Source organism: Pseudomonas sp. TE21394, from assembly GCF_054057835.1.
Window position 1 is genome coordinate 4,755,305 of the sequence record NZ_JBSRZR010000001.1, and the last position, 23,670, is coordinate 4,778,974.

Genomic DNA, 23,670 nt, shown 5'->3' on the forward strand with positions numbered 1-23,670 from the left:
ATGTACTTGTTGTTATGGGGTGTGCAGGTGTTGCCGCTCAGTCAAGGCTCGGCGTTGGCGGTCTGCGCCTCCTGTTGCCGGGCCCACTCACGCAGGACGAACTTCTGTATTTTTCCAGTGGCGGTCTTGGGCAGGTCCACCAGCGACACATATCGCGGCGCCTTGAAGTGCGCCAGACGCTCACGGCACCAGTGGACCAGATCGTCCCCGGTGGCCAGCCCATCAGCGCGCAGGGTAACGAACGCATGGGGTGTCTCGCCCCAGCGCGAATCCGGGCGTGCCACCACCGCAGCCTCGACCACCTCGGGGTGCTGGTAGAGCACTTCCTCAATCTCCAGCGAGCTGATGTTCTCGCCGCCGGAAATGATGATGTCCTTGGCCCGGTCCTTGATTTCCACGTAGCCATCCGGGTGCAGCACGGCCAGGTCGCCCGTGTGCAGCCAGCCATTGGCCAATGCCGTCCGGGTGGCCTCAGGGTTGTGCAAGTAGCCTTTCATCACGGTGTTGCCGCGCACCACCAGCTCGCCGAGGGTAAGGCCATCGGCTGGAACCGGATGGCCGGTATCAGTATCCAGCACCGTGGCCTCCTCAAGCATCGGGTGAGCGACACCCTGGCGGCTCATGAACTGCGCCCGGGCCTCAAGCGGCAACTCGTCGACCCCCGGCTGCCACAGGCACAATGTGCTGGGGCCGTAGCTTTCGGTCATGCCATAGGCATGGGTGATATTGAAGCCACGCGCCTCCATAGCCGCGATGACGGCACTGGGCGGGGCGGCACCGCCAGTGATCACCGATACCGGCACCGGATGGGCACTGGCATGCGCGGCGTGGATCAGCATCGACATCACCACCGGGGCGGCGCTCAGGTGAGTCACGGCATGCTCGGCGATTGCGGCGTTGATCGCATCAGGCTGGACCTTGCGCAGACACACGTGGGTGCCACCGGACAACGTCACCGCCCAGGTATGGCTCCAGCCGTTGCAGTGGAACATCGGCAAGGTCCACAGGTAGACGCTGCGCGGCCCCAACTGGAAGATCAGCGCCCCGGCGCAGGCGTTGAGGTAGGCGCCGCGGTGATGCAGCACCACGCCCTTGGGGTCCCCCGTGGTGCCGGAGGTGTAGTTGATGGCGATCGATTGCCATTCGTTCTGTGGCGCACCCAAGGGCCGCGCGGGGTCGCCCTGGGCCAGGAACGCTTCGTAGTCCAGGTCGTGGGCCAGATCGGCGCGCTCGGCCTGATCATCGTCGATGCCCACCAGCAAAGGCGGCGCATCGAGCATGGCTAGCGCCTGGTTGGCCACGGCACCGAACTCGCGATCGCAGATCAATACCTTGGCCGCGCAGTGACGCAGGATGAAGGCAATGCTGCGCGCCTCCAGGCGGATGTTGATGCACACCAGCACCGCCCCGGCACCGGGCACGCCATAGTGGGCCTCGAGCATTTCCGGGATGTTCGGCGCCAATATCGCCACCCGCTCGCCCGGCTGAACACCGACCCGCTCCAAGGCACTGGCCAGGGCGCGGCTGCGCTCATGCAACTGACGGTAGCTGTAGCGCCTTGCGCCATAGACCACCGCATCGCGTTGCGGGTACACCTGCGCGGCACGCTTGAGGAACGACAACGGCGACAGCGGGACATGGTTGGCTTCGTTGGGAGCAAGCTCGTGTTCGAGGGTTGGAACCATCATGGCAGGCCCCTCATCGACACGTTGCTCAGGTTTTGCACGCACATACCTACCTCCTGTTCTTGTTGTTATTGCGCCAGGGCGCGTTACAGGCTGCTGCACAGATGGCCGCCATCGACCACGATCTCAGCGCCGCTCATCGCCCGCCCGGCATCGCTGGCGAGCAGCAGCAAGGCGCCGTCCAGGTCCGCTGGCACGCTGAAGCGACGGCTGGGGATACGCGAGCGCAACTTGTCCCCGGCCTCGCTGGCCAGGAAGGCCTCGTTCAAATCAGTCATCACGTAGCCTGGCGCCAGGGCGTTCACTCGAATGCCATGGCGCGCCAACTCCAGCGCCATGGCGCGGGTCAGGTGGGCCAGGCCGGCCTTGGCTGCCAGGTAAGGGGCGACGGCGCCGGCCACACGGCTGGCGAGGATCGAGGTGACATTGATCAGGCTACCCCCCTTCTCCGCCACCACCATGCGCCGGGCGCTTTCCTGAGCCACGGCCCAGGCACCCTTGAGGTTGGTGTCGAGCACGTGGTTCCAGGTTTGCTCATCGCAGGCCAGCAAAGGCTGGCTGTCGCTCACCCCCGCATTGTTGACCAGGACATCCAGCGGGCCGGCGGCATCGAGCACCCGGCAGATGTCCTCGCGGCTGGTTACATCGAGGGCAAAGGCCTGCGCCCGCCCTCCGGCCACCTCGATGGCCTCCACCAACGCCTGCAGCGGCGCCTGACGCCTGGCGGTCACCACCACCTCGGCGCCTGCGGCGGCCAGGGTCATGGCGAAGTGACGACCCAGGCCGCTGGAGGCCCCGGTCACCAGGGCGCGACGCCCGTCGAGGGCGAACAGTCGGGCAAGGTTCGGCTGCATCAGTGGGCCTCCAGGCGCTGGTCGAGCAGCTTCTTCGCCAGGCTCATGCGATGCACTTCGCTCGGGCCGTCATAGATGCGAAAAGGGCGAATGTCGCGGAAGATCCGCTCCACCACGGTATCCCCGGTCACCCCGCGGCCACCCAATACCTGGACGCAACGATCGACCACCCGCCACAGCGCCTCGGCGCTGATCACCTTGGCCATGCTCGAATCGACATTGGCGCGCCGGCCCTGGTCGAGCACCCAGGCGCAATGCCAGACCGCCAGGCGCACCACGTGCAGGTCCATCATGTTGTCGGCCAGCATGAAGCCCACGCCCTGGTGCTCGCCCAGCGGCTTGCCGAAGGCGTCGCGGGTGCGCGCATAGTCGCAGGCGATGTCGTGGGCGCGGCGCGCGGCACCGAGCCAGCGCATGCAATGAGTCAAGCGTGCAGGCGCCAGACGCACCTGGGCATAACGGAAGCCCTTGCCGATCTCGCCGAGGACATCGCTCGCCGGAATACGCAGGTTGTCGAAACGCAGTTGCCCGTGGCCGCCGGTAAAACAGCTGTCCAGTGAGTCCAGCTGACGTTCATGGATGATGCCGTCGCGCTTCATGTCGGTCAGGAACATGGTCGCGGTGCCGTCCTCCATGCGCGCCATGATGATGCCGAAGTCCGCGCCTTCGGCCCCGGTGATCAGCCACTTGCGGCCATTGATCAGGTAGTCGTCGCCATCGCGGGTGGCAGTGGTGCGCAGCATCGACGGATCTGAACCGGAGCCCGGAGCAGGCTCCGTCATGGCGAAGCACGAACGGGCATGGCCCTGCACCAGCGGGCGCAACCAGCGGTCCTTCTGCGCCTCGGTGGCGACCACGTCCATCAGGTGGATATTGCCTTCGTCCGGCGCATGGATATTCAGCGCTACCGGGCCCAGCGGCGAGTAGCCGGCCTCTTCGAAGACGATCGCCTTGGCCACGTGGCTCAGCTCCAGGCCGCCCATTTCGCGGCTGGCGTGAGGCGTCAGCAAGCCAGCTGCGCGAGCGCGGGCCAGCAGATCCCGGCGCAGGGCGTCGCTAGGGCCGTGGCTCTCCTGGCGGGGGTCGTTCTCGAACGGGATGACCTGTTCGGCAATGAAGTCTCGGGTCTTGGCCTGCAAGGCAAGCAGTTCGTCCGGGAGAGTGAAGTTCATGGCTGTCCTTGTGTGTTGTTGTCTAGCGGAGGAATGGGCGGGTCGAGGCGGTTTCAGGGCAAGGCCTTGGGATTGCTGATCGCCAATCGGGCAACGGTGATCTGGCGCAATGTCTCGACCAGGGTGCGCCGGGTTTGCGTGGCGTCATGGCTGCCCTGGCGAATGGCGCGAGCCAGTTGGCGGCGCATGTCGGTCAACGTCGACGGCGCTGACTCGACCAATGCGGCCAGACGCGCCTGCTCCTGACCCTCGGCCTGAGCGCCCAAGCGGCTTTCACGGGCCGCGATGGCCATGGCGTTGGCGATCATCAGGGCCGGGTAACGCAGCTCGCCGGACAGCGTTGGCAGCAGTTGCTCCAGAAGCGTCGCACGGGCGATCTCGAGCAATTCGTGGGCGTAGGGTTGGGTCATGGTGCTTCGGCTCCAGTCATGTGCAGGATGTCGAGTTCGAGCTCCGGCAACAGCCGGGCCGTCAGTGCCAGCTCGAGCGACGGTTCGTCACCGGACAGATGGCGCTGCCCTTGCTGCAAGGCAATCACCGCCCAGCGCAGGGTGGCCATGACCTGCCAGTAGTGGAGCTGACTGCGCTCGATGCACAGCGATGACACCTCGTGGTAACCACGCAGGAAGTCCTCCAGCTGGCCGATGCCGCCGGCTTCGAGGTCTGGGCGGGTAAAGCGCCAGCAGCGGGCGGTAAACCAGCCGAGGTCCTCGCAAGGGTCGCCCCAGCCGGTGAACTCCCAGTCGAGCACGGCCTCCAGCCCTTCTTCGCTGGCCAGGTAGTTGCCGGTGCGGTAGTCACGATGCAACAGGCACAGGGTGCTGCTGCGCGGCGCATGCAGCTCGCACCAGCGCAGGCCCCATTCCAGCACCGGATAGGCATCGGCGAGGGTGTCGAGGTAGCGACGGTAGGCATCGATGGTCGCCAGCGCCGGCGAGCTGTGCGGAACGGGCAGGAAGCCCAGCGTAACGCACGGCGGGCGGACCTGATGCAGACGCGCCAGGTTGGCGCCAAGCTGCGCGGCCAGTTGCGCCCGGCCCCGAGGACCGGCGCCGGCGCTGAGCGAGCGACCGGCAGCACTACCCGGCACATACTCCATGAGGAAGAACACCCGCCCCTGCACGCGCACATCGCGGCACAGCCAGAGCGGGCGTGGCACTTTCACGCCGGCCTGGTAAACCACCTGCAGCACGGCGAACTCCTGTTCACGGTCAAGGCTGGCGGGTAGCGCTGAAAGCGCATCGCTACGCAGTACCCAACGCCGGGCACCGGCCCACGGCCCGCCTTCGATCAGCAGGTCCAGCAGCCAGTTTTCCTGGATGGCGCCGCCGTTCAGGCGCTTGCACGCCTGGATGACCACCTGCGTTGCCGAGGCCTGCTCTCGGATGAACTCGGCCAGGCGGTGGTCGTCAGTCAGGGCCGCGAACGTATCGCTGGCCTGGGAAATCGATGGTGAACTGCTCATGGGTCTGTAGGCCCTGCCTTTGGTTTCTGGTTGGCACAAGCCAAAGAGCAAGGCCTGGGCCAACCCTTCAAGAAACAGCCACAGCCCCCATGCAGCCTGGGTTCTGACAACGCACCGACCAGCGTAAGCCAGGTTGATCGTTGCATATTTGAAAGCTATTGATTCATTATCGAAACATTTCATATATGAACAGGTCCCGTGATGGATGTCCTTGCCTCTCAGGTCGTGGTGCTGATCAGCCACTTGCAGCGCCCCCGACAACGGAGCCGGCTCGCCCATGTGGTGGCCGGGCTCACGAGGGACTACCCCGATACCCGTATCGAAGTCCTCGACACCTCGGTGGCTGAAGCACTGCAAACCGCCCACGAACTGGAGCAGGCAGGCAAGGTCGATGTATTCGTCTGCGCCGGAGCGACCGCCGCCTACCTGCGCAAACACCTGACACGCCCGGTCCTGGCGATGCGCGTGGGCAGTGGCGACCTGCTAAGGGCATTGGGACAGGCCCGCGAACGCTCCTCCCAAGTGGCCGTGCTCAGCTACAGCCACATCAACCACGACCTGCAAGCCATGGCCGCGCTCTTCACCGTCCAGGTTCACCAGGCCTCCTACACCTCCCTGGAACAGGCCCGCCAGGCCGTCGAACAGGCGGCCCAGCTAGGCTGTCGCAGCATCATCGGCTCGTCGACGGTGGTGGAGCTGGCGGAGCAGGCAGGGCTGCATGGCGTGCTGTCGCTGAGCGAAGACACCGCGCGCAAAGCGCTGGAGGAAGCCCTGGGCATTCTCGACACTCAACGCGTCGAGATCGCCAAGCGACGGCATCTGAATGCCGTGCTGCGGCATATCCCCGCCGGCGTAGCGGCGGTCGACAACCAAGGCGTGGTGCAGTCGCTCAACCCGGCCCTGGCGCAGTTGCTGGACCTGCCGGTTAGCGCAGCGCTGGGTCGGCCGCTGCAGCAGCTGTGCCCGGAACTGGACCTGCAGCAGGCGCTGCAGGAGGGTACGGGAGAAGAGAACCGTGTGATGCGGCTAGGCTCGCACGCCGTGGTGAGCAATTTGCTGCCTATCCTGGAAAACGGCGAACGTACCGGCCTGGTCCTGACCTGCCAGGACATCACTGTCGTGCAGCGTGCCGACCAACGCATCCGATCCACCCGCCGCCCCGGTGCTTTCACTGCCCGTTACCGGCTCGACCAGCTCAATGGCAATAGCAAAGCCAACCGCGAGATGCTGCAATTGGCCAAGCGTTTTGCCGCCAGCCATTCGACCATCCTGATTACCGGTGAAAGCGGCACCGGCAAAGAGCTGCTTGCCCAGGGAATCCATAACGAAAGCCCGCGCCGGCAGGGCCCCTTTGTCGCCATCAATTGCGCGGCGTTTCCCGAGTCGTTGCTGGAAAGTGAATTGTTCGGCTACGAGGAAGGCGCCTTCAGCGGCTCGCGCAAAGGTGGCAAGCCAGGCCTGTTCGAAGCGGCACACCGCGGCACGCTGTTCCTCGACGAGATCGGCGACATGCCGGTTTCGCTGCAAACACGCCTGCTGCGCGTGCTGCAAGAGCGCGAAGTCCTACGCCTGGGCAGCACCGAACCGATTGCCATCGACGTGCGCATCATTGCCGCCACCCACCAGGACCTGCGCAGCGCCATGGACGATGGCGATTTCCGTACCGACCTGTATTTCCGGCTCAACATCCTGCGTCTGCAGACCACCCCGCTGCGAGAGCGCCCTGAGGACATTGCCCTGATCTGCCGGGGCATCAGCCGGCGCCTGCTCGTTCAGGGGCAACCACCGGGAGCTGCAGACATCCCCGCCGCACTGCTGCCGTACCTTGAACGCTATGCCTGGCCGGGCAATGTCCGAGAACTGGAGAATGTGATCGAGCGCGCGATGCTCTCGGCGCGCGAACTGCTTCAGGACCACCACGTGAACGAGCAGTACCTGGCACGCGTGCTACCTGAACTGTGCGAAGGCCCTTCCCCTTCACCCGCCCGCGAAAGAATGTCAGGCGAAACGGACCTGCACAGCATCGGCAAGGCTGCGCAACTACGCCATGTAAAAGAAACGTTGGAAAACTGCCACGGCAACCTCGACGAAGCCGCCCGCCGCCTCGGCATCAGCCGCACAACCTTGTGGCGGCGCTTGCGATCGGCCCATTGAATGAAAGCCCCAGCACCATGTTCAATCCATGACGTCTGGTTGGTCAGTCTCAAGGTCCGATACCGCCTGACCGTCCGCGAGCTGACTGGCTCGGCGTACATCGCCGGGTTGCCAGCGATACTGACCGCTTTCGCCCCCTAGCGGACAGCGACCGCGCATGCAGTGCGGCTACAGTAGAGGTCGCTCCAGCTTGACCCATTCCTGCACGGTCGGGCGCTGCCATTGCCGCTGGGCATAATCCTCCAACTGTGCGGGAAGGCTGTCGCCATTGAGTATCAACCGGTTCAGCATCAACGCGAGGTCCACATCGGCGATAGACCATTGGTCAAAAAGATGCCCTGAGCTATCGGCCAGCAGCTGTTGCGCAACTTCCACCAACTTCTGCGTCGAAGACTGACCAGCAGCTGACAACGCACCGTACTTGGCACCATAGAACACAACAAGCGTGGAGCGCTCCTGGCGGATGGGGAGCAAATCACTGCGTAGCCAGGCTTGAACTTGCCTCGCCTTGGCACGTTGCAGTGGATTTGTCGGGTAAATTGGGTTCTGAGGAAATAGATCTTCCAGGTACTCGGTAATTGCCGATGATTCAGACAACGGAAAGCCGTCATGCACCAACGTGGGCACTCGCTGAGTCTGTGAAAGGTGAGAATAGTCCCGTGCCTGATGCTCCCGCGTAGCCAGGTCAAGGGTATTCATCCTGAATGCAATTCCCTTTTCACGAAGCGCCACAAAGCATGACATGGCGTAAGGGCTGGTGAATTGAGCGTCTACGTACAAGCACAGCTTTGAATCGTTCATACCGTCATCTCCATATGCAGGAGAAAGTACGGTATTGGTTCTGAAGTTATAAATAAAATTCATGATTTTCATAGGGGCATTCCTGCAGGGAATGCAACCGTGGTGCACTAGAACTCTACCTTCCCCCGCCCCGCCTTGACCGTGCTGCGCCTGGCTTTCCCCTCCAGGCGGCGGGCCTTCGAACCGAGGGTCGGCTTGGTGGGGCGGCGTTTCTTCTCGGTCTTGCCGGCAGCGATGATCAACCCGGCAAGACGCGCCAATGCGTCCACACGGTTCTGCTCCTGGGTGCGGTACTGCTGCGCCTTGATGATCAACACGCCGTCGACGGTGATGCGACTGTCACGCAGCGCCAGCAGCCGCTCCTTGTAGAACTCAGGCAACGATGAGGCCGGGATGTCGAAGCGCAGGTGCACAGCGCTGGACACCTTGTTGACATTCTGCCCACCGGCGCCTTGCGCGCGGATGTAGGTGAGTTCGATTTCGGCGTCTGGCAGATGCACGTTATTGGAGATGGTAAGCATGGCATGGGCCCTTGTGAACGCCCCCATTATCACCGCCTTTGCCGCTCTCCCATAGAACAACACAGACTCTTTAACCGGATTTTCAGCAAAATGCGGAAAGTCTTGCGGCTACAGGCTTGTTTTTCGGAAAACGCTCAACGAATAGCCTGTCACGACTTCTCACCTGCAAGGACATCTGCAAATGAAAGCCATCGTCTACGACACTCCAGGCCTTCCGATTGAAGATCCCCAGTCGCTGTTCGAGCACGAACTGCCCAAGCCCACAGCTAAGGCCAGGGATCTGCTGGTCGAAGTCAAGGCCATCGCGGTAAACCCGGTCGACACCAAGGTCAGAGCCAGCCGTGGCGGCGACCGCCCTCAAGTGTTGGGTTGGGATGCAGTCGGTATCGTTCGCGAAGTCGGCGCCGAGGTGTCGTTGTTCCAGCCTGGCGACGAAGTGTTCTACGCCGGCGCAATCGACCGCCCCGGTAGCTACAGCGAATTTCACCTGGTCGACGAGCGCATCGTCGGGCACAAGCCCCGTACGCTGGACAACGCCAGCGCCGCCGCCTTGCCGCTGACCTCCATCACCGCCTGGGAGCTGCTGTTCGACCGCCTGGCTGTACAGGAAAATGGCGGCGCCGGTCAGAGCCTGCTGATCATCGGCGCCAGCGGCGGTGTCGGCTCGATCCTGCTGCAGCTCGCCCGCAAGCTTACTCGACTCCAGGTGATCGGCAGCGCTTCGCGCCCTGAAACCCAGACCTGGGTCACTGAGCTCGGCGCGCATCACGTGATCGATCATTCGGCAGCCATTGCTCCGCAACTGCAGCAACTCGGGCTCGACCCGGTGGACTATGTGATAAGCCTGACCCACACCGACAGCTACCTGGAGCAGATCGTCGAAGTATTGCGCCCGCAGGGCAAGCTCGCCCTGATCGACGACCCAGCGCAGCTGGATGTAGTGCCGTTCAAGCGCAAGTCGCTTTCGGTGCATTGGGAGCTCATGTTCACCCGCTCGCTGTACCAGACCGAAGACATGATCAAGCAGCATCAATTGTTGGAAAAAGTGTCGTCACTGATCGATGACGGGGTTATCCGGACTACCGTCGGCGAGCACTTCGGCAGCATCAGTGCCAGCAACCTCAAACGGGCCCACGCGTTGATCGAAAGCGGCAAGGCGAAAGGCAAGATTGTCCTGGAAGGCTTCTGATCATTCATCCACGCAAGGACTGGACAATGAACGCATGGTTCAAGATGGCTGGCCTGGCGCTGGCAGTCGCCATCAATGGTATGGCGGTCGCCGACAGCGCTAGCGGCACTGGGGCACGCCTGGAACGCGTCCACGCATTCAATGGAGCGATGCCGACCGGCGTGACGGTGAGCGAAACGGGGCGGATATTCGTGAACTTCCCAAGATGGGGTGATGACGTGCCGTACACGGTGGCAGAAGTCGCTCAAGGGCGTTTGCTGCCCTACCCTGACCTGCAGACCAATGCGCCTGATCTTGCGCATCCGGCGCAAAATTTCATCAGTGTGCAAAGCGTGGTTGCCGACGGCAGAGGTCGTCTCTGGGTGCTCGACACGGCCGCGCCGAAGTTCGCCCAACCCATACCGGGTGGCGCGAAACTGGTCGCCATCGACCTGGGCACCAACAAACCCGTGAAGACGGTGGTTTTCCCCGATTCGGTCATCCTGCCGAGTACCTATGTGAACGATGTCCGCTTCGACTTTCGGGTGGGCGATGAAGGTACGGCATATGTCACGGACTCTTCAGTCAGTGGCCCGGGCGGGATCATTGTCGTCGACCTTGCCAGCGGCAATGCTGTGCGCCGCCTGAGCGGCGCCCTTTCCACTTCGGCAGACCCTGCATTCGTTCCCGTCGTGGAAGGCAAACCGGCGCTGGTCACGCGCAATGCCAGAGGCGAGGCTGGTCTGTTGACCGTGGCTTCGGACGGTATCGCACTGTCCAGCGACGGGCAGACCTTGTATTTCTGCCCGTTGTCGAGTCGACGTCTTTACTCAGTGCCCACGCAGCTGCTGCGCAACCCATCAATAAGCGAAACCGAGCTGGAACAAGCGGTGGTCGACCTGGGCGAGAAAGGTGCTTCGGACGGACTCGAGGCCGATGCCAATGGCGCTGTCTATGCTGGCGATTACGAACATAACGCTATTCGCAAACGCCGCGCCGATGGCAGCTGGCAGACCCTGGTCGAGGATTCCCGCGTGCTCTGGCCGGATACCTTGTCCATCGGCCCGGATGGATACCTTTACTTCACCGCCAACCAATTGCATCGGTCGGCAGGCTTCAACGATGGGCAAGACAAACGCGTGAAGCCCTATGGCCTGATGCGTGTGAAGATCGACGCCGGGCCCGCCCGGACGTATTGACACCGCGGCATGGCGTGACGGGGTCACCAGCCCCGTCATCCTCCTGCGCCACTGGCCAGGACTTGCTCGAAACGCTCCGTCAGGAACGCTCTCAGCGCCTGGACAGCCGGCGTGAGCGATGTTCGGTGAGCGCACACCAGCTGCAAGGGCGCGGGTTGACCGTAATCATCAGGGAACAGCTCGATCAGGCGCCCTGCGCGCAGGTCCGCCAGAACGTCCAGCCTGGACTTGTAGACGATGCCAAATCCTGCAACGCCCCAGCGCCTCACGATATCGGCGTCGTCGCTGACGCGATCACCGGTCACCGGTATGGTCCTGATTCCGTCGGGCGTATTGAAACTCCATCGCTCGTAGGTCTGTTCGCCCATCACATAGCGCAGGCAGTTGTGCCCGGCCAGATCATCCAGGTTGACTGGTGCGCCATGTTGAGCGACATAGTCGGGTGAAGCGCAAACCGTTCGGCGATTTTTCGCAGCAAGCATCAGCGAGACAAGGCTGGAATCAGCCAGCTGGCCGTACCTGATACTCGCATCCAGTTGCTCGCCGACAAGGTCAGCCACCTGATCGCTGACCCGCAGTTGCAGCAGCAATCCAGGATGCAATTGCTGGAACTCGTCAAGCCAGGGCAGCAGCACATTCCTGCCGATATCCGAAGGCATGGACAGGCGCAGCACACCAGCGATTTCATCGCGCCCCTCGCTCAGGGCAACCTCACCATTACCCAGCGCCTCCAGGGCCTGGCGAGCATGGGCCAGGTATCGCTCGCCATCGACCGATAGGCGCAAACGCCGCGTGGTGCGCACGAACAGCCTGGCGCCCAGGCTACCCTCCAGACGCTGGACAGCCCCACTGGCCAATGCCGGCGAGATATCCAGCAACCTGGCCGCTGCCGAAAAACTGCCTGCGGAGGCTGTGGTGACGAAGACCTGAAGGTCATCAACCCGAACTATTTTCTTCACAGTGGACAATGCTTGACCTGGGCGTGAGGGCCCCAAGGGTAACGACATTGCAGACTCACGCCCAGCCTTCACTTGCAGGAATGCCGAGCCGGAAACTTGCTCAGGCGCCGAAATTGGACACGATCGAGCTTCGCGGCCGAAAGGTCGCGGCCACTGATGAGGCCTCCTGGCGGCCGCCATGGTCCACTCACCAAAAGCCGAACCAGTAGGCGTCAGGATGGCCTGGCGAATGTTTCAGAGCCTCCACCGCACATGCCCAAATTGCGCTGGCGCTGGCCGGCAACAGACAGCAAACCACCTGTTCACCTGTCACCCCAGAATATCGTCCCCACGAAATTAACGCGTTTTGTCAGTTGCCCGGGGATTTCATGCATAACGGCCAATTTCCCGAAGGTCATATTCATACACAGACCTTCCTGTGTGTGACTTGAGGTAAGCAGTCATGACTAACAATCAAGACAAGGGTGGTACCCAAGGCAATACTGGCACCGGCATGGGTAACAATACTGCGGGCACTGGACAGCAAGGCGGGCAAGGACCAGGCGGTGGCATGCCAGATCAACAGCAGAAAGGTGGCGGTCAGGCCGGTCAAAGGCCTGAAGACAGGATGAACAAGGACCGGGAGCGCTCTCGCGACACTGGGAGCCAAGGTGGCCAGGCCGGCCAGGCGACGGATAAACAAAACCTGACGGATAAAGACCGCATGGGCGGCCAGCAGCAGAAGCAGACGGACGATCAGCAATGGAATAAAGACCGCTAATCGATGCGCAGGGCATCAGGGCGAGTCCGGCCCTGATGCCTTGGTTGACGGGCGAGGCTGCCCGCCTGGACGACCGTCAGACAACCGGGCATTCAACAATTCACAAACCCCATGGCAAACCGAAGCGTCGACGCCACCACGCTCATGTGGTGTTCATGGACTTGCGGGCACCGACCTTGAGCGCCTGGCGGTTGTCAAACAGGTCGATCATCGATCGCCCCGACTCCGGCTGCGCCCTAGCCTGGCTCGCGGCGAAACACCAGCACCCGGGCCACGCTGCGCTGACACACGGCGCCGTCCTGATTGCAGGTTTCGCTTTCCAGCAGCGCCATGCCGCGCTCGGGTCGGGACTTGGAAGTAATCAGTTCCTTCACTGTCGTCGTGACGCGTAATCTGTCGCCCGGACGCACGGCCCTTGGCCAGCTGATCTCGCTGCCAGCGCCGATCAGCCCGCCAGCCAGCGGTACGCTTTCAACCAGCAAGCGCATCGTCACTGCCGCCGTATGCCATCCGCTTGCCGCAAGGCCGTTGAAAAAACTTGCCTGCGCCGCTTCGGCATCGGTATGAAAGGGCTGCGGATCGAAATCGGCGGCGAACTGCAAAATGCGCTCGGTGGTCATTTCATAGGCGTCGCTGGCGAAGGACGCCCCCACCGCAAGGTCCTCGAAATACAGCTTGTTCTGCCCGACAGCTGCCATGTGCGCTCTCCTGTTTCGATGTTGAAGGGCCTCTGGCGCCCTGTTGTTCATGCAGAAACGACCCGCCTGGCATCCCGCCGCACTGCTTGCGGCGGCACGCCGAAGCCGCGGATGAACACCTCGCGCATGTGCCGCCGGTCCCTGAAGCCGGTCTCCCTGGCGACCACCTCGAGGCTATGCCGGCTCTGCTCGATCATCAACCGCGCAGCCTCCAGGCGCAGGCTTTCCACGGCCTTGGCCGGTGATTGCCCGGTTTCGGCGGTGAACACGCGGGTAAACTGACGCGGGCTCAGATGCACCACCCCGGCAAGCTCCTCGACGCTCAACGAACGGCTCAAATGCCTGCGGGCATAATCCAGCGCGGCCTGGATACGGTCCGAGCGGGGCGACAACGCGAGCAGCTCGGAATGCTGGGATTGCCCGCCTGAACGGCGCTGGTGCATGACCAGCTTGTGTGCCACCGACCTGGCCACTTCGGCGCCCAGGTCTTTTTCCACCATGCCCAGCGCCATGTCCAGGGCTGAAGTCATGCCGGCCGAGGTCCATACAGAACCATCCACGATAAAGATGCGGTCTTCCTCCACCTCGACCTGCGGATACATCTCGCGCAGCTTTCTGGCATAGGCCCAGTGCGTTGTCGCTCGTCGCCCATTCAGCACCCCCGCATGGGCCAGGACGAACGTGCCGGTGCACAGGCCGGCAGTGCGCCGGGCACCTTCGACAAAGCCGCGCACACTGGCCAGCACGGCCTCATCAGGCGTCGTCAAAGGTGTCAGTGTACCCGCGACCATCCAGGTGTCGGCCAAGCCTGGAGTACCCAAGGGCAGCGTATCGACATGCATGCCCAGGGAAGAGCGCACGGTGCCGCCGTGGATGGAAAAGTTCTGAATCCTGTATACCGCCTCGCCGGTGACGATATTGGCAAACTCGAACACGGCCTGGGTCGCCAGGGACATGATCTGGAAGCCTTCGGTGATCAGATAGCCCACCCGGTGCATCGCCGAACTCCTGCTGTGATGTCTCGAAAGCGTACCATATACGTCGTTTGAGACAAGCATGACCCTTGTCATCATGGCTCCACCGCAACTCACCACTGGAGCATGACCATGACGCAGCAATTCAAAGGCACCGCGCTCATTACCGGCGCTTCCACCGGAATCGGCTCGATCTACGCAGAACGCCTGGCCCGCCGCGGCTACGACCTGGTACTGGTGGCGCGCAACCGCGAGCGCCTGAACGACCTGGCCAGCCGCCTTACCACCGAAACCCGACAGAATGTGGAAGTGTTTCCGGCAGACCTGGCCAATGTCGACGACCTGGCCAAGGTGGAGCGCAAGCTGCGCGAAGACGCCAGTATCAGCCTGCTGGTGAATAATGCCGGCATCGGCACCCATACCAGCCTGCTGGAAAGTGATGTCGAGCACATGGCCGAAATGATCACCCTCAACGTCACCGCCCTCACCCGCCTGACCTACGCCGCCGTACCGGGCTTTGTCGCGCGCCGACAAGGCGCAGTGATCAACATCTCGTCGGTGGTGAGCCTCGCCCCGGAGCGGCTCAATGGCGTGTATGGCGGCAGCAAGGCCTATGTCACCGCTTTCAGCCATTCCCTGCACAGCGAGCTTGCCGACCAGGGCATCAAGGTCCAGGCGGTACTGCCCGGCGCTACCGCCACCGACTTCTGGCAGATTGGCGGCTTGCCAGTCGAGAACCTGGACCCCGCCATCGTGATGTCGGCCGCGGACCTGGTGGACGGCGCCCTGCAGGACTTCGACGCCGGCGTGCTGATCTCGATTCCCTCGCTGCATGACTTCAAGGCGTTCGAGCGCTACGAAGCCAGCCGCCAGGCCCTGTTCAGCCAGCTGTCCAATAACCGCCTTGCCCCACGCTACGACGCCAATTGACCTGCACAGGAAACGCACCCATGAAACTCAGCGCCAACACCATTTTCATCACCGGCGGTACCTCGGGCATTGGTCGCGCCCTCGCCGAGGCTTTCCACCAGCGTGGCAATCAGGTGATCGTGGCGGGCCGCCGCCAGGCACTGCTGGACGAGATCGCCCAGGCCAACCCCGGTATCGATACCGTGCAGCTCGATATCAACGACCCGCAGCAGATCAGGGAGGTCGCCCAGGAGGTCATCCGGCGCCACCCTGCGCTGAACGTGATCATCAACAACGCGGGCATCATGCCCTTCGACAACCCGGCATCGGGCGACCATGACGACGCTCAGGCGGTGAGCCTGCTACAGACCAACCTGCTCGGCCCGGTACGTGTCAGCGCCGCTTTCGTCGAACACCTGAAACGCCAGCCTGACGCCTACATCATCAACAACAGCTCGGTGCTGGCCTACTTGCCGCTGGCGGCCACCGCGCTGTATTCGGCGACCAAGGCGGCCCTGCATTCCTATTCCCTGTCGCAGCGTTTCAGCCTGCGTGACACCAGCGTGAAAGTGCTGGAAATCGCCCCACCGTGGGTTGATACCGACCTGGTTCACAAAAGCGGTGATGAACGTGCCATGCCGCTCGATGCTTTCATCGATGAAACCTTGATCAAGCTCGAGACCGCGACAACCGAGGTGCTGGTGGACCGGGTCGTCGCGCTGCGCGCCAACCAGGGGATCAACGAGCACGCGCTGATCAACCAGTTCAACCTGGCGCTGGTCGAGAACCCGATTCCCGTTGCCTGAGCGGGCCCCGTGGGCCGCCCCCACCCATTTCATCGCCAGGCCGTCACCAGGCCGAACGGAATGACGCGCCATAGGCACCAGGCGGCAACCAGCTGGCACCACCCGCTCTCCCTCGGGAGCGGATGGTCCCGGTCAGTTGGCCCCAGGTGGTTCGACCGTCAAGCCCGACCTCCCGCCGCCGGGCCATAGCCCGTAACCGCAATGACGGTCAATTCCGACGAGACGACCGAAGCAGGTTGTCGATCTCCGCCACGATCTGCCGTGTCGCGTCCTCGATCGGCCCTTCATTACGGCACAGCACCCAGCCGTGTTCCGCGGCCGCACGTTCGAACGCCTCGGTACAGGCCACCTGCTCGTCCAGGCTGTGCATCACCGTGCTGCCCAGCCCGCGCGTTCTTGCCGCCGCCCTTGCCCATGAGATACCAGGGGCGGTGACCACCCCGATGTGCAGATCCGGCACTTGCACCTTACGCGCGATGTTCAGCCGCAGGATCTCGGCGAACGGCACTGTACGCCGGAAAGCGGCATCCGAGGGGTACCAGCGATCGATCAGAATGATGCTGCCCGGTGGTTGCGCCGGCAGGATGTGCCGGGAAATCCAGGCACGGCTTTCGGCAAGGCGCGCGCACACGTTCAACTCAAGCTCCCGGCAGGGCTGCCTGGCGAGCTGGTTGACGATGGCCATGGTTTCTCCCCGACAGGGGTCGCTGTTCTTTTCGCTCAGGCGGATGACTTTGTGCCCGGCCACTCGCAAGGCTTGGGTAACCGCCTCGAGAAGCGTGGTCTTGCCGGTGCCCTTGGGCCCATCAATGGAAACAAACAGCGGGCGGGTCATCGTTCAGTACCAGTCGGGCCGGGCGCCGGATGAGAGCATTGATCGCGGCATGGCTGCAAGGGGTAGCCGACAGGAACATCGGTATCCCGAAGCAATGCTCCAGCCCCACCCGACGCTCAGGCGGGCTGTTCGTCGACAAGCGGCCAATCCGTGCTGACCACACGGTTGCGCCCTGCTTCCTTGGCTTTGTACAAGCGCTCGTCGGCGCATTTGAGGATGGCGGTGGAGGTCTGCTCCGCGGAGCTGCGACAGGCAACCCCGATGGAAACCGTCATGGCCCCGACCTTGTCCAGCGGGCTGGTCGCGATCGTCGTGCGGATGCGTTCGGCAATCTCGGTTGCCATTTGCAGGCCCGTATTCGGCAACAGCAGGCAGAACTCTTCTCCCCCGGCGCGGCAAGCCAGGTCACCTGCGCGGGAACAGGACTGGATAATGCCCGCGATATGCTGCAGGGCGACATCTCCCACATCGTGCCCCCAGGTATCGTTCACCCGCTTGAAGTGGTCGATATCCAGCGCCAGCGCGCAGTACGGCTGCGCCTGCGCGTCGAGGATAGTCAGCGCAGCGTTCATGCCCCGGCGGTTGACCAGGCCGGTCAGCGGGTCACTTTCTGCAGCATGGTTCAGGCTGCTGATCTTCTGGTCCAGCGACTGGATCCCCGACACCAGTGCGCTGCGAATCGCCGCGGCCTCGGCATACCAGGCGTTCATCGTATGCAATTCCCGGCTGGCGGCGAGTTCAGGAACATGTTGCGCACTGTTGGCCAACTGACGCAGCGGACGAGTGACCCAGGTGGATACCACCAGCATCAGTGCCAGCCCGAGCAGGCTAACCGGAAGCAACTTGAACAACATGTCATGCATCAGGTTACGCAACGGATGCAACGCGTTGTCTCGCGGTTGCTGGGTGACCACTGCCCAGTGCGCGCCCTTGACCTCGGCATACCCGGCCAACATCGGGATACCCCGGTAATCGGTCGCCTCCAGCTCTCCCTCTTCCCCGCCGCGCAAGGCGGCATGAGCGGTGGCGCTGGTGCTCAGTACCGCCCCTAGCCTGGTTGCATCCGGGTGGTACAGGATCTGCAGGTTTTCATCCACGACGAACGCAAATGCATCAGCCAGTTGATGGCCACCCAGCAGGTGACTCATGACCCCGCCCTCACGCAGGTTGACCACCCCGCCAATCAACCCGAGCACATTGCCTGCGCCGTCGCGTACCGGGTTGGAGATGAGCACACTGAAATGGCCCGCAGGGGAAATGAACGCCTGGCTGACCAACGGGCGCCCCGCGCTTGCCGCTCGCCTGACGGCTTTGGCGAGTTTAACGGCTTTGTCGAAGTCCAGATGCGGGTAACCGTCAAGGATGTTCCCCGAAGCATCGGCCGTGATCACGATTTGCAGCTCGGAATCCTGCACCTGCAGGCGTTTCACTTCGGCTTGCACCAGGTCACGATCAGTAAAACCCGAGCCGATCAGCTGGCTGCTGTATTGCAGGCGCTCATGCACCGAATGGATGAACTGATCGATGCCCGACGCCACCTTGTAGGCGTAGGCCTTATGGGACTCCAGCGCCGAACGGATCAGCGCGTCCCGCAACACCCCATGGGCCACAATCAGGCATGTGGCCAGGGTGACCAGGACACTGGCTGACAACAGCACCAGCATCAGGCCGCGGATGCCAATGAACTGCGCGCTCTTTCGCTCCATGAAACCGGCTCCCCCCCTGCCCCCTTCAGAGCGTAGAAGACTCCGGTATCGGCGCAAGGAGCAACGCAACCTTGTGTAGAAGCGGCCTTCTTTCGCGAAGGGCCGCTTCTACAGGGGCCTGCATTGGCGCAGGCCTGTCAGGCGTTACACCGCCAGCGCGCGCTCACGCAGCTCGCTGTTGAGGATGCGGTCGTTCTCGCTGTAGTCGACCGGGCAGTCGATCACGTGCACGCCCGGGGTCTTGATGCAGTGCTCGAGCAGCGGCAGCAGGCCGTCGGCGCTTTCCACGCGGTGGCCGTTGGCACCGTAGGCTTCGGCGTACTTGACGAAGTCCGGGTTGCCGTAGTCCAGGCCGAAATCGGTGAAGCCCATGTTGGCCTGCTTCCAGCGGATCATGCCGTAGCCGTCGTCACGCAGGATCACCACGGTGATGTGCATGCCCAGGCGTACTGCCGTTTCCAGCTCCTGGCTGTTCATCATGAAGCCACCGTCGCCGCACACCGAAATCACCGGGCGGTCCGGGTGCACCAGGTGCGCCGCCATCGCCGATGGCAGGCCGGCGCCCATGGTCGCCAAGGCGTTGTCCAGCAGCACGGTGTTGGGCCTGTGCGCCTTGTAGTTGCGGGCGAACCAGATCTTGTAGATACCGTTGTCCAGGGCCACGATGCCTTCGGACGGCAGCACACGACGGATGTCGGCCACCAGGCGCTGCGGGTAGACCGGGAAGCGGTTGTCGTCGGCGCCTTCGGCGATCTGCGCTTCGTTGGCTTCGCGGATAGCCATCAGGCGGGTGAAGTCCCAGTGCGAGGTGTCGTTCAGCGCTTCGCCGATCTGCCAGACGGCGTTGGCGATGTCACCGATCACTTCCACCTGTGGGAAGTACACGGCATCGACTTCGGCAGAGCGGAAGTTGATGTGGATGACTTCGGTGCCGCCACGCACCATGAAGAATGGCGGCTTCTCGATCACGTCGTGACCGATGTTGACGATCAGGTCGGCGGCCTCGATCGCGCGGTGAACGAAGTCGCCGGACGACAGCGCAGCGTTGCCGAGGAAGCGCGGGTGGCGCTCGTCGACCACACCTTTACCCATTTGCGTGGTGATGAACGGGATGCCGGTCTTGTCGATCAGTTGCTTGAGGACCTTGGCGGTCATCTTGCGGTTGGCGCCGGCGCCGATCACCAGGATCGGGTTGCGCGCGTTCAGCAGCTTCTGCACGGCCGCCTCGATGGCCACGTGTTCGGCCAAGGGGCGGCGGTGCAGGCTTGGCGGGATCGGCAGTGCGTCGGTCTGCTCGGCGGCGATGTCTTCCGGCAGCTCCAGGTGCACGGCACCCGGCTTTTCTTCTTCAGCCAGACGGAACGCTTCGCGCATGCGCGACGGAATGTTGTCGGCTGAGGCGAACTGGTGAGTGTACTTGGTGATGGGGTCCATCATGCCGCACACGTCGATGATCTGGAAACGGCCCTGCTTGGACTTCTTGATCGGCTTCTGGCCGGTGATCATCATCATCGGCATGCCGCCCAGGTAGGCGTAGGCGCTGGCGGTAACCAGGTTGGTCGCGCCGGGGCCGAGGGTGGACAGGCTGACGCCGGTCTTGCCGGTCAGGCGGCCGTAGGTGGCAGCCATGAAACCTGCGGACTGCTCGTGACGGGTCAGGACCAGCTTGATCTTCGACTTGCGCAGGGATTCCAGCAGGTCGAGGTTTTCCTCACCGGGAATGCCGAATACATACTCGACACCTTCGTTTTCCAGGCATTGCACAACGACATCGGCGGCCTTGGCCATTTAGGGTACTACCTCAAAATCTTCGTGGGATTGCAGCTTTATCAAGCTGCGTGACTGAGATGTTGCAGGATGTCTCAGTGGCGCGCATCGTAGGCCCTCCGGTTAATAATAATAAATATATTGTTATGATGCCTGACATCACAGTTCGTTATGAATTCACCCCTCTGATGAGTAGTCCGCGAGCATGAATCTCAAGGCATTGCGTTGCTGCGTCGAAATCGTTCGCCAAGGCAGCTTCACCAAAGCCGCGCAACACCTGCACATCGCCCAGCCGGCGCTGAGCATGGCCGTTACCCGCCTGGAGGAAGAACTGGGCGTGACCTTGTTCAACCGCACCACACGCAAAGTCATTCTCACCGCCGAGGGCGAGCGGTTCCTGCCGCGGATTGCCTCGGCCCTGCGCGAAATGGACGTGGCCCGCCAGGAACTGCGCGACATGGCCGACCTCAAGCGCGGCGAAGTCCGCCTGGGTATTCCACCCATGTTCGGCCTGCACTATGTGCCCGGGTTGATGAACGCCTTCCGCCGGCTCTACCCAGGCATCGCCATGACCGTATTCGAAGGCAGCGCCGAGGACATCGGCCATCGCCTGGAACAGCGGGAAATCGACCTGGCGCTACTGGAATCCAGGCGCGTACCGCCGGACAAGGAATCGATCCTGCTGGGCAGCGACGAAATGCTGGCGTGCATGCACCCCGATCACCCGTATGCCGACAAGGCCTTCCTCACCGCCGAGGACCTGCGCAACACCGACATGGTGGTATTCGACCGCACCTTCGTGCAGCGTCACCTGCTGGATGCGTTCTTCGCCGAACACGGCATCACTTACCAGGTGGCACTGCAGAGCAACTTCGTCTCGCTGGTGGTGCAGGCCGCACTGGACAACATGGGTGTGGCCACCCTGCTGCGCTCGGTGCAGCAGCGCACGCCAGGCATTGTCGGCGTGCCGTTCCGCCCAGCGCAGCTGATGAGCTTCCGCCTGTGCTGGCGGTCGGGGGAATACCTGTCGCTGGCCAGCAAGCGGTTCATCGACTTTGCCGCGCAAACCCATTACCTGGAACGCTGAGGCCAGCTCTTTCACCGCTGAAGCCGGTGGGCTTGCGCGACGCATGAAGGGCCGGCCGTCATTCAGCAGGCTGGCCAGTGTCGGCGAAACCATTACAATGCCTGCTCCTCATCGAAATATGTTTTTCCCATGAAATCACTGCTTTACGCCGCAACCCTACTGTTTTCCTTCACCCTTCCAGCTCTTGCAAGCCCTCCGGCGACCTTCGCCGAGGCCAAAGTGGTGGCCAAGCAGAAGGTGTACCTGGACCAGGCCAGCAGTGCCATGGGCGACCTGTACTGCGGTTGCAAATGGACCTGGGTGGGCAAGTCCGGCGGGCGTATCGACGCCGCCTCGTGCGGCTACCAGACGCGCAAACAGCAAAACCGCGCCGAGCGCACCGAGTGGGAGCACATCGTGCCCGCCTACACCTTCGGCAGCCAGCGCCAGTGCTGGAAGAACGGCGGCCGCGAGCATTGCGTGGACGATGACCCGGTGTTCCGCGCCATGGAAGCCGACCTGTTCAACCTCTACCCGGCGGTGGGCGAGGTCAACGGCGACCGCAGCAACTTCAACTACGCCATGGTGAATGGCAATGCCGGGCAATACGGGCAGTGCAGTACCAAGGTCGACTTCGTGCAGCGTGTCGCCGAACCGCGGGATGCAGTGAAGGGCCTGGTGGCGCGCACCACGTTCTACATGTACGACCGCTACAAGCTGAACATGTCGCGCCAGCAGCAGCAGGTGCTGATGGCCTGGGACCGGCAGTACCCGGTATCGGCCTGGGAGAAGGAGCGTGAGCGCCGCATTGCGGCGATCATGGGGCACGCCAACCCGTTCGTGACCGGCGAGCGCAAATGGACTGCCAACTACAAACCGGTAGGTAGCGGCGTGGTGCAAGCGGTTGCGGCGACGCCTGCCAAGAGCGAAGCCAGGCCGAGCCTGGCCCGCACCGGCCCGGTGGGGGCGGTGCTTGGCAACCGCAACAGCCACGTTTATCACCTGGCCAGCGGCTGCCCGGGGTATACCCAGGTTACCCCGAAGAACCAGGTCACCTTCGCCACTGAGGGTGAGGCGCAAGCGGCGGGTTACCGCAAGGCGGGCAACTGCCGGTAAGCCGGCTTGTATGGTGATACGCGAAGCGGTGGTCGATAGCACCGGCTATGCCGGTGTTCGCGAACATGCCCGCAACCTCAAGCCCTGCGTACCTCATTGACCAGGTTCGCCGGCCGTTCACCTGCCAGTGCGCTGAGCAGGTTATCCACCGCGCAACGTGCCATGGCCTCGCGGGTTTCCTCGGTCGCCGAGCCGATATGCGGGGTCGCCACCACGTTGTCGAGCTGCAGCAGTGGCGAGTCCAACGGTAACGGTTCCTGTACGAACACATCCAGCCCGGCGCCGCGTATGCGCCGCTCACGCAGCGCTTCGACCAGGGCGGCCTCATCCACCACCCGCCCTCGGGAAATGTTCACCAGGATTGCCTCAGGCTTCATCAACGCCAGCTCGCGCCCACCGATCAAGCCTTCTGTGCCGGCACTCAGCGGCACGCTCAGGCACACGAAATCCGCCTGCTGCAACAACGCATCCAGGCTGCACTGCCGCGCACCATGAAGCGCCTCCACTTCAGGCCTGGCACGCCGGCTGTGATACAGCACACGCATGCCGAAGCCGGCTGCGGCGCGTCTGGCCAAGGCCTCGCCGATACGGCCCATGCCGACGATTCCCAGCGTCTTGCCATGCACATCGCTACCGAAATGTGCCGGGCCAAGGCTGGCCTGCCAACGGCCATCGCGGACCCAGTTGGCCAGTTCCACAACCCGCCTGGCGGTAGCCAGGATCAAGGCAAAGCCGGTATCGGCGGTAGTTTCGGTCAACACGTCGGGAGTGTTGGTCAACATCACCCGGCGCCGGTTGAGCTCGGCGATGTCGTAGTTGTCCACACCAACCGAAACGCTGGCGACCACCTCCAGTTGTGGCGCCAGGTCGAGCAGGCTGGCGTCCAGCCGCAGGCTGGCGCCCAGCAGCCCGTGCGCCCCCGGCAAGGCGTCGCGCAGGCGCGCCAGGCCGTCGGGCTGGTTGATATCCACCCAGGTCACCTCGCCGTGCGCTTGCAGGCGCGCCATCAACTGGTCGGACAGGTGTTTGTACAGGACGATTCGCTTCTTCATTGC

General features: G+C 63.0%; 22 protein-coding genes. 8 read left to right on the top strand and 14 right to left on the bottom strand.

The genetic code is table 11. The features are described 5' to 3' along the window. Window positions 1–41 precede the first annotated feature (41 nt). From ACVWZT_RS21835 to ACVWZT_RS21855, 5 genes are all read right to left on the bottom strand, one after another. Window positions 42–1,688 carry an acyl-CoA synthetase gene (locus tag ACVWZT_RS21835; RefSeq protein WP_457471351.1) on the bottom strand — a complete coding sequence of 549 codons (1,647 nt, stop codon included), beginning with the start codon at window positions 1,686–1,688 and terminating at the stop codon, window positions 42–44. Window positions 1,689–1,771: 83 nt separating this feature from the next. Next, complete coding sequence (locus ACVWZT_RS21840; protein ID WP_457471352.1) at window positions 1,772–2,539, bottom strand: SDR family NAD(P)-dependent oxidoreductase; 768 nt, start codon at window positions 2,537–2,539, stop codon at window positions 1,772–1,774. Beyond that, window positions 2,539–3,711: an acyl-CoA dehydrogenase family protein gene (locus ACVWZT_RS21845; protein ID WP_457471354.1), complete on the bottom strand. Its 1,173-nt coding sequence runs from the start codon at window positions 3,709–3,711 to the stop codon at window positions 2,539–2,541. Before ACVWZT_RS21845 ends, ACVWZT_RS21840 begins: the two co-directional genes overlap by 1 nt. Window positions 3,712–3,764: 53 nt before the next feature. Further along, window positions 3,765–4,121, bottom strand: a complete 357-nt coding sequence (locus ACVWZT_RS21850; protein ID WP_457471356.1) for a DUF6285 domain-containing protein — start codon at window positions 4,119–4,121, stop codon at window positions 3,765–3,767. After that, a complete protein-coding gene (locus ACVWZT_RS21855) occupies window positions 4,118–5,176 on the bottom strand; it encodes a phosphotransferase family protein (RefSeq protein WP_457471358.1) in 1,059 nt (352 codons plus the stop codon). Before ACVWZT_RS21855 ends, ACVWZT_RS21850 begins: the two co-directional genes overlap by 4 nt. A 201-nt stretch (window positions 5,177–5,377) precedes the next feature. Between ACVWZT_RS21855 and prpR the strand changes: the two genes are divergently transcribed. Continuing rightward, the gene (prpR, locus tag ACVWZT_RS21860) at window positions 5,378–7,330 is read left to right on the top strand and encodes a propionate catabolism operon regulatory protein PrpR (protein ID WP_457471360.1); all 1,953 of its coding nucleotides are present in this window, start codon (window positions 5,378–5,380) and stop codon (window positions 7,328–7,330) included. Window positions 7,331–7,498: 168 nt separating this feature from the next. Here prpR and yfcF read toward each other — a convergent pair whose 3' ends face one another. Then, a complete protein-coding gene (gene yfcF / locus ACVWZT_RS21865; RefSeq protein ID WP_457472133.1) occupies window positions 7,499–8,131 on the bottom strand; it encodes a glutathione transferase in 633 nt (210 codons plus the stop codon). 107 nt (window positions 8,132–8,238) lie between these two features. Further along, window positions 8,239–8,652 carry an alternative ribosome rescue aminoacyl-tRNA hydrolase ArfB gene (gene arfB, locus ACVWZT_RS21870; RefSeq protein ID WP_296233376.1) on the bottom strand — a complete coding sequence of 138 codons (414 nt, stop codon included), beginning with the start codon at window positions 8,650–8,652 and terminating at the stop codon, window positions 8,239–8,241. Between the two features lie 181 nt (window positions 8,653–8,833). Here arfB and ACVWZT_RS21875 point away from each other — a divergent pair, with 181 nt between their 5' ends. Both ACVWZT_RS21875 and ACVWZT_RS21880 read left to right on the top strand, forming a co-directional pair. Further along, the gene (locus ACVWZT_RS21875; protein ID WP_457471361.1) at window positions 8,834–9,841 is read left to right on the top strand and encodes a zinc-binding alcohol dehydrogenase family protein; all 1,008 of its coding nucleotides are present in this window, start codon (window positions 8,834–8,836) and stop codon (window positions 9,839–9,841) included. Between the two features lie 26 nt (window positions 9,842–9,867). Then, entirely contained in the window at window positions 9,868–11,019 is a 1,152-nt protein-coding gene (locus ACVWZT_RS21880; RefSeq protein ID WP_457471363.1) for an L-dopachrome tautomerase-related protein, read from the top strand. Between the two features lie 35 nt (window positions 11,020–11,054). On the opposite strand, the gene ACVWZT_RS21885 is transcribed toward ACVWZT_RS21880, so the two are convergent. Then, a complete protein-coding gene (locus ACVWZT_RS21885; protein WP_457472134.1) occupies window positions 11,055–11,969 on the bottom strand; it encodes a LysR substrate-binding domain-containing protein in 915 nt (304 codons plus the stop codon). Window positions 11,970–12,420: 451 nt separating this feature from the next. Between ACVWZT_RS21885 and ACVWZT_RS21890 the strand changes: the two genes are divergently transcribed. Further along, window positions 12,421–12,738, top strand: coding sequence for a hypothetical protein (locus ACVWZT_RS21890; RefSeq protein ID WP_457471364.1), 318 nt, complete (start codon window positions 12,421–12,423; stop codon window positions 12,736–12,738). A 236-nt stretch (window positions 12,739–12,974) separates the two neighbouring features. Here ACVWZT_RS21890 and ACVWZT_RS21895 read toward each other — a convergent pair whose 3' ends face one another. Together ACVWZT_RS21895 and ACVWZT_RS21900 are read right to left on the bottom strand one after the other, a co-directional pair. Continuing rightward, the gene (locus ACVWZT_RS21895) at window positions 12,975–13,436 is read right to left on the bottom strand and encodes a MaoC family dehydratase (protein ID WP_457471366.1); all 462 of its coding nucleotides are present in this window, start codon (window positions 13,434–13,436) and stop codon (window positions 12,975–12,977) included. 47 nt (window positions 13,437–13,483) lie between these two features. Then, window positions 13,484–14,434, bottom strand: a complete 951-nt coding sequence (locus tag ACVWZT_RS21900) for a GlxA family transcriptional regulator (protein WP_296233372.1) — start codon at window positions 14,432–14,434, stop codon at window positions 13,484–13,486. A gap of 108 nt (window positions 14,435–14,542) precedes the next feature. Here ACVWZT_RS21900 and ACVWZT_RS21905 point away from each other — a divergent pair, with 108 nt between their 5' ends. Both ACVWZT_RS21905 and ACVWZT_RS21910 read left to right on the top strand, forming a co-directional pair. Beyond that, the gene (locus tag ACVWZT_RS21905) at window positions 14,543–15,340 is read left to right on the top strand and encodes an SDR family NAD(P)-dependent oxidoreductase (RefSeq protein ID WP_457471367.1); all 798 of its coding nucleotides are present in this window, start codon (window positions 14,543–14,545) and stop codon (window positions 15,338–15,340) included. Between the two features lie 20 nt (window positions 15,341–15,360). Then, window positions 15,361–16,125, top strand: coding sequence for an SDR family oxidoreductase (locus tag ACVWZT_RS21910; RefSeq protein ID WP_457471368.1), 765 nt, complete (start codon window positions 15,361–15,363; stop codon window positions 16,123–16,125). Between the two features lie 208 nt (window positions 16,126–16,333). Here ACVWZT_RS21910 and ACVWZT_RS21915 read toward each other — a convergent pair whose 3' ends face one another. The 3 genes from ACVWZT_RS21915 to ACVWZT_RS21925 form a co-directional block, all read right to left on the bottom strand. After that, window positions 16,334–16,960 (bottom strand): dTMP kinase, encoded by a 627-nt coding sequence (locus tag ACVWZT_RS21915; protein ID WP_457471370.1) that lies wholly within the window; start codon window positions 16,958–16,960, stop codon window positions 16,334–16,336. A 116-nt stretch (window positions 16,961–17,076) separates the two neighbouring features. Beyond that, window positions 17,077–18,666: a sensor domain-containing diguanylate cyclase gene (locus ACVWZT_RS21920; protein WP_457471372.1), complete on the bottom strand. Its 1,590-nt coding sequence runs from the start codon at window positions 18,664–18,666 to the stop codon at window positions 17,077–17,079. 144 nt (window positions 18,667–18,810) lie between these two features. Beyond that, the gene (locus ACVWZT_RS21925; protein ID WP_457471374.1) at window positions 18,811–20,454 is read right to left on the bottom strand and encodes an acetolactate synthase large subunit; all 1,644 of its coding nucleotides are present in this window, start codon (window positions 20,452–20,454) and stop codon (window positions 18,811–18,813) included. A gap of 184 nt (window positions 20,455–20,638) precedes the next feature. Between ACVWZT_RS21925 and ACVWZT_RS21930 the strand changes: the two genes are divergently transcribed. Together ACVWZT_RS21930 and ACVWZT_RS21935 are read left to right on the top strand one after the other, a co-directional pair. After that, on the top strand, window positions 20,639–21,520 hold the full coding sequence (locus ACVWZT_RS21930) for a LysR family transcriptional regulator (protein ID WP_186676900.1): 882 nt from the start codon (window positions 20,639–20,641) through the stop codon (window positions 21,518–21,520). A gap of 129 nt (window positions 21,521–21,649) precedes the next feature. Next, window positions 21,650–22,615: an endonuclease gene (locus ACVWZT_RS21935; protein ID WP_296229705.1), complete on the top strand. Its 966-nt coding sequence runs from the start codon at window positions 21,650–21,652 to the stop codon at window positions 22,613–22,615. Window positions 22,616–22,692: 77 nt separating this feature from the next. On the opposite strand, the gene ACVWZT_RS21940 is transcribed toward ACVWZT_RS21935, so the two are convergent. After that, complete coding sequence (locus ACVWZT_RS21940) at window positions 22,693–23,667, bottom strand: 2-hydroxyacid dehydrogenase (protein WP_457471375.1); 975 nt, start codon at window positions 23,665–23,667, stop codon at window positions 22,693–22,695. Window positions 23,668–23,670: the final 3 nt, after the last annotated feature.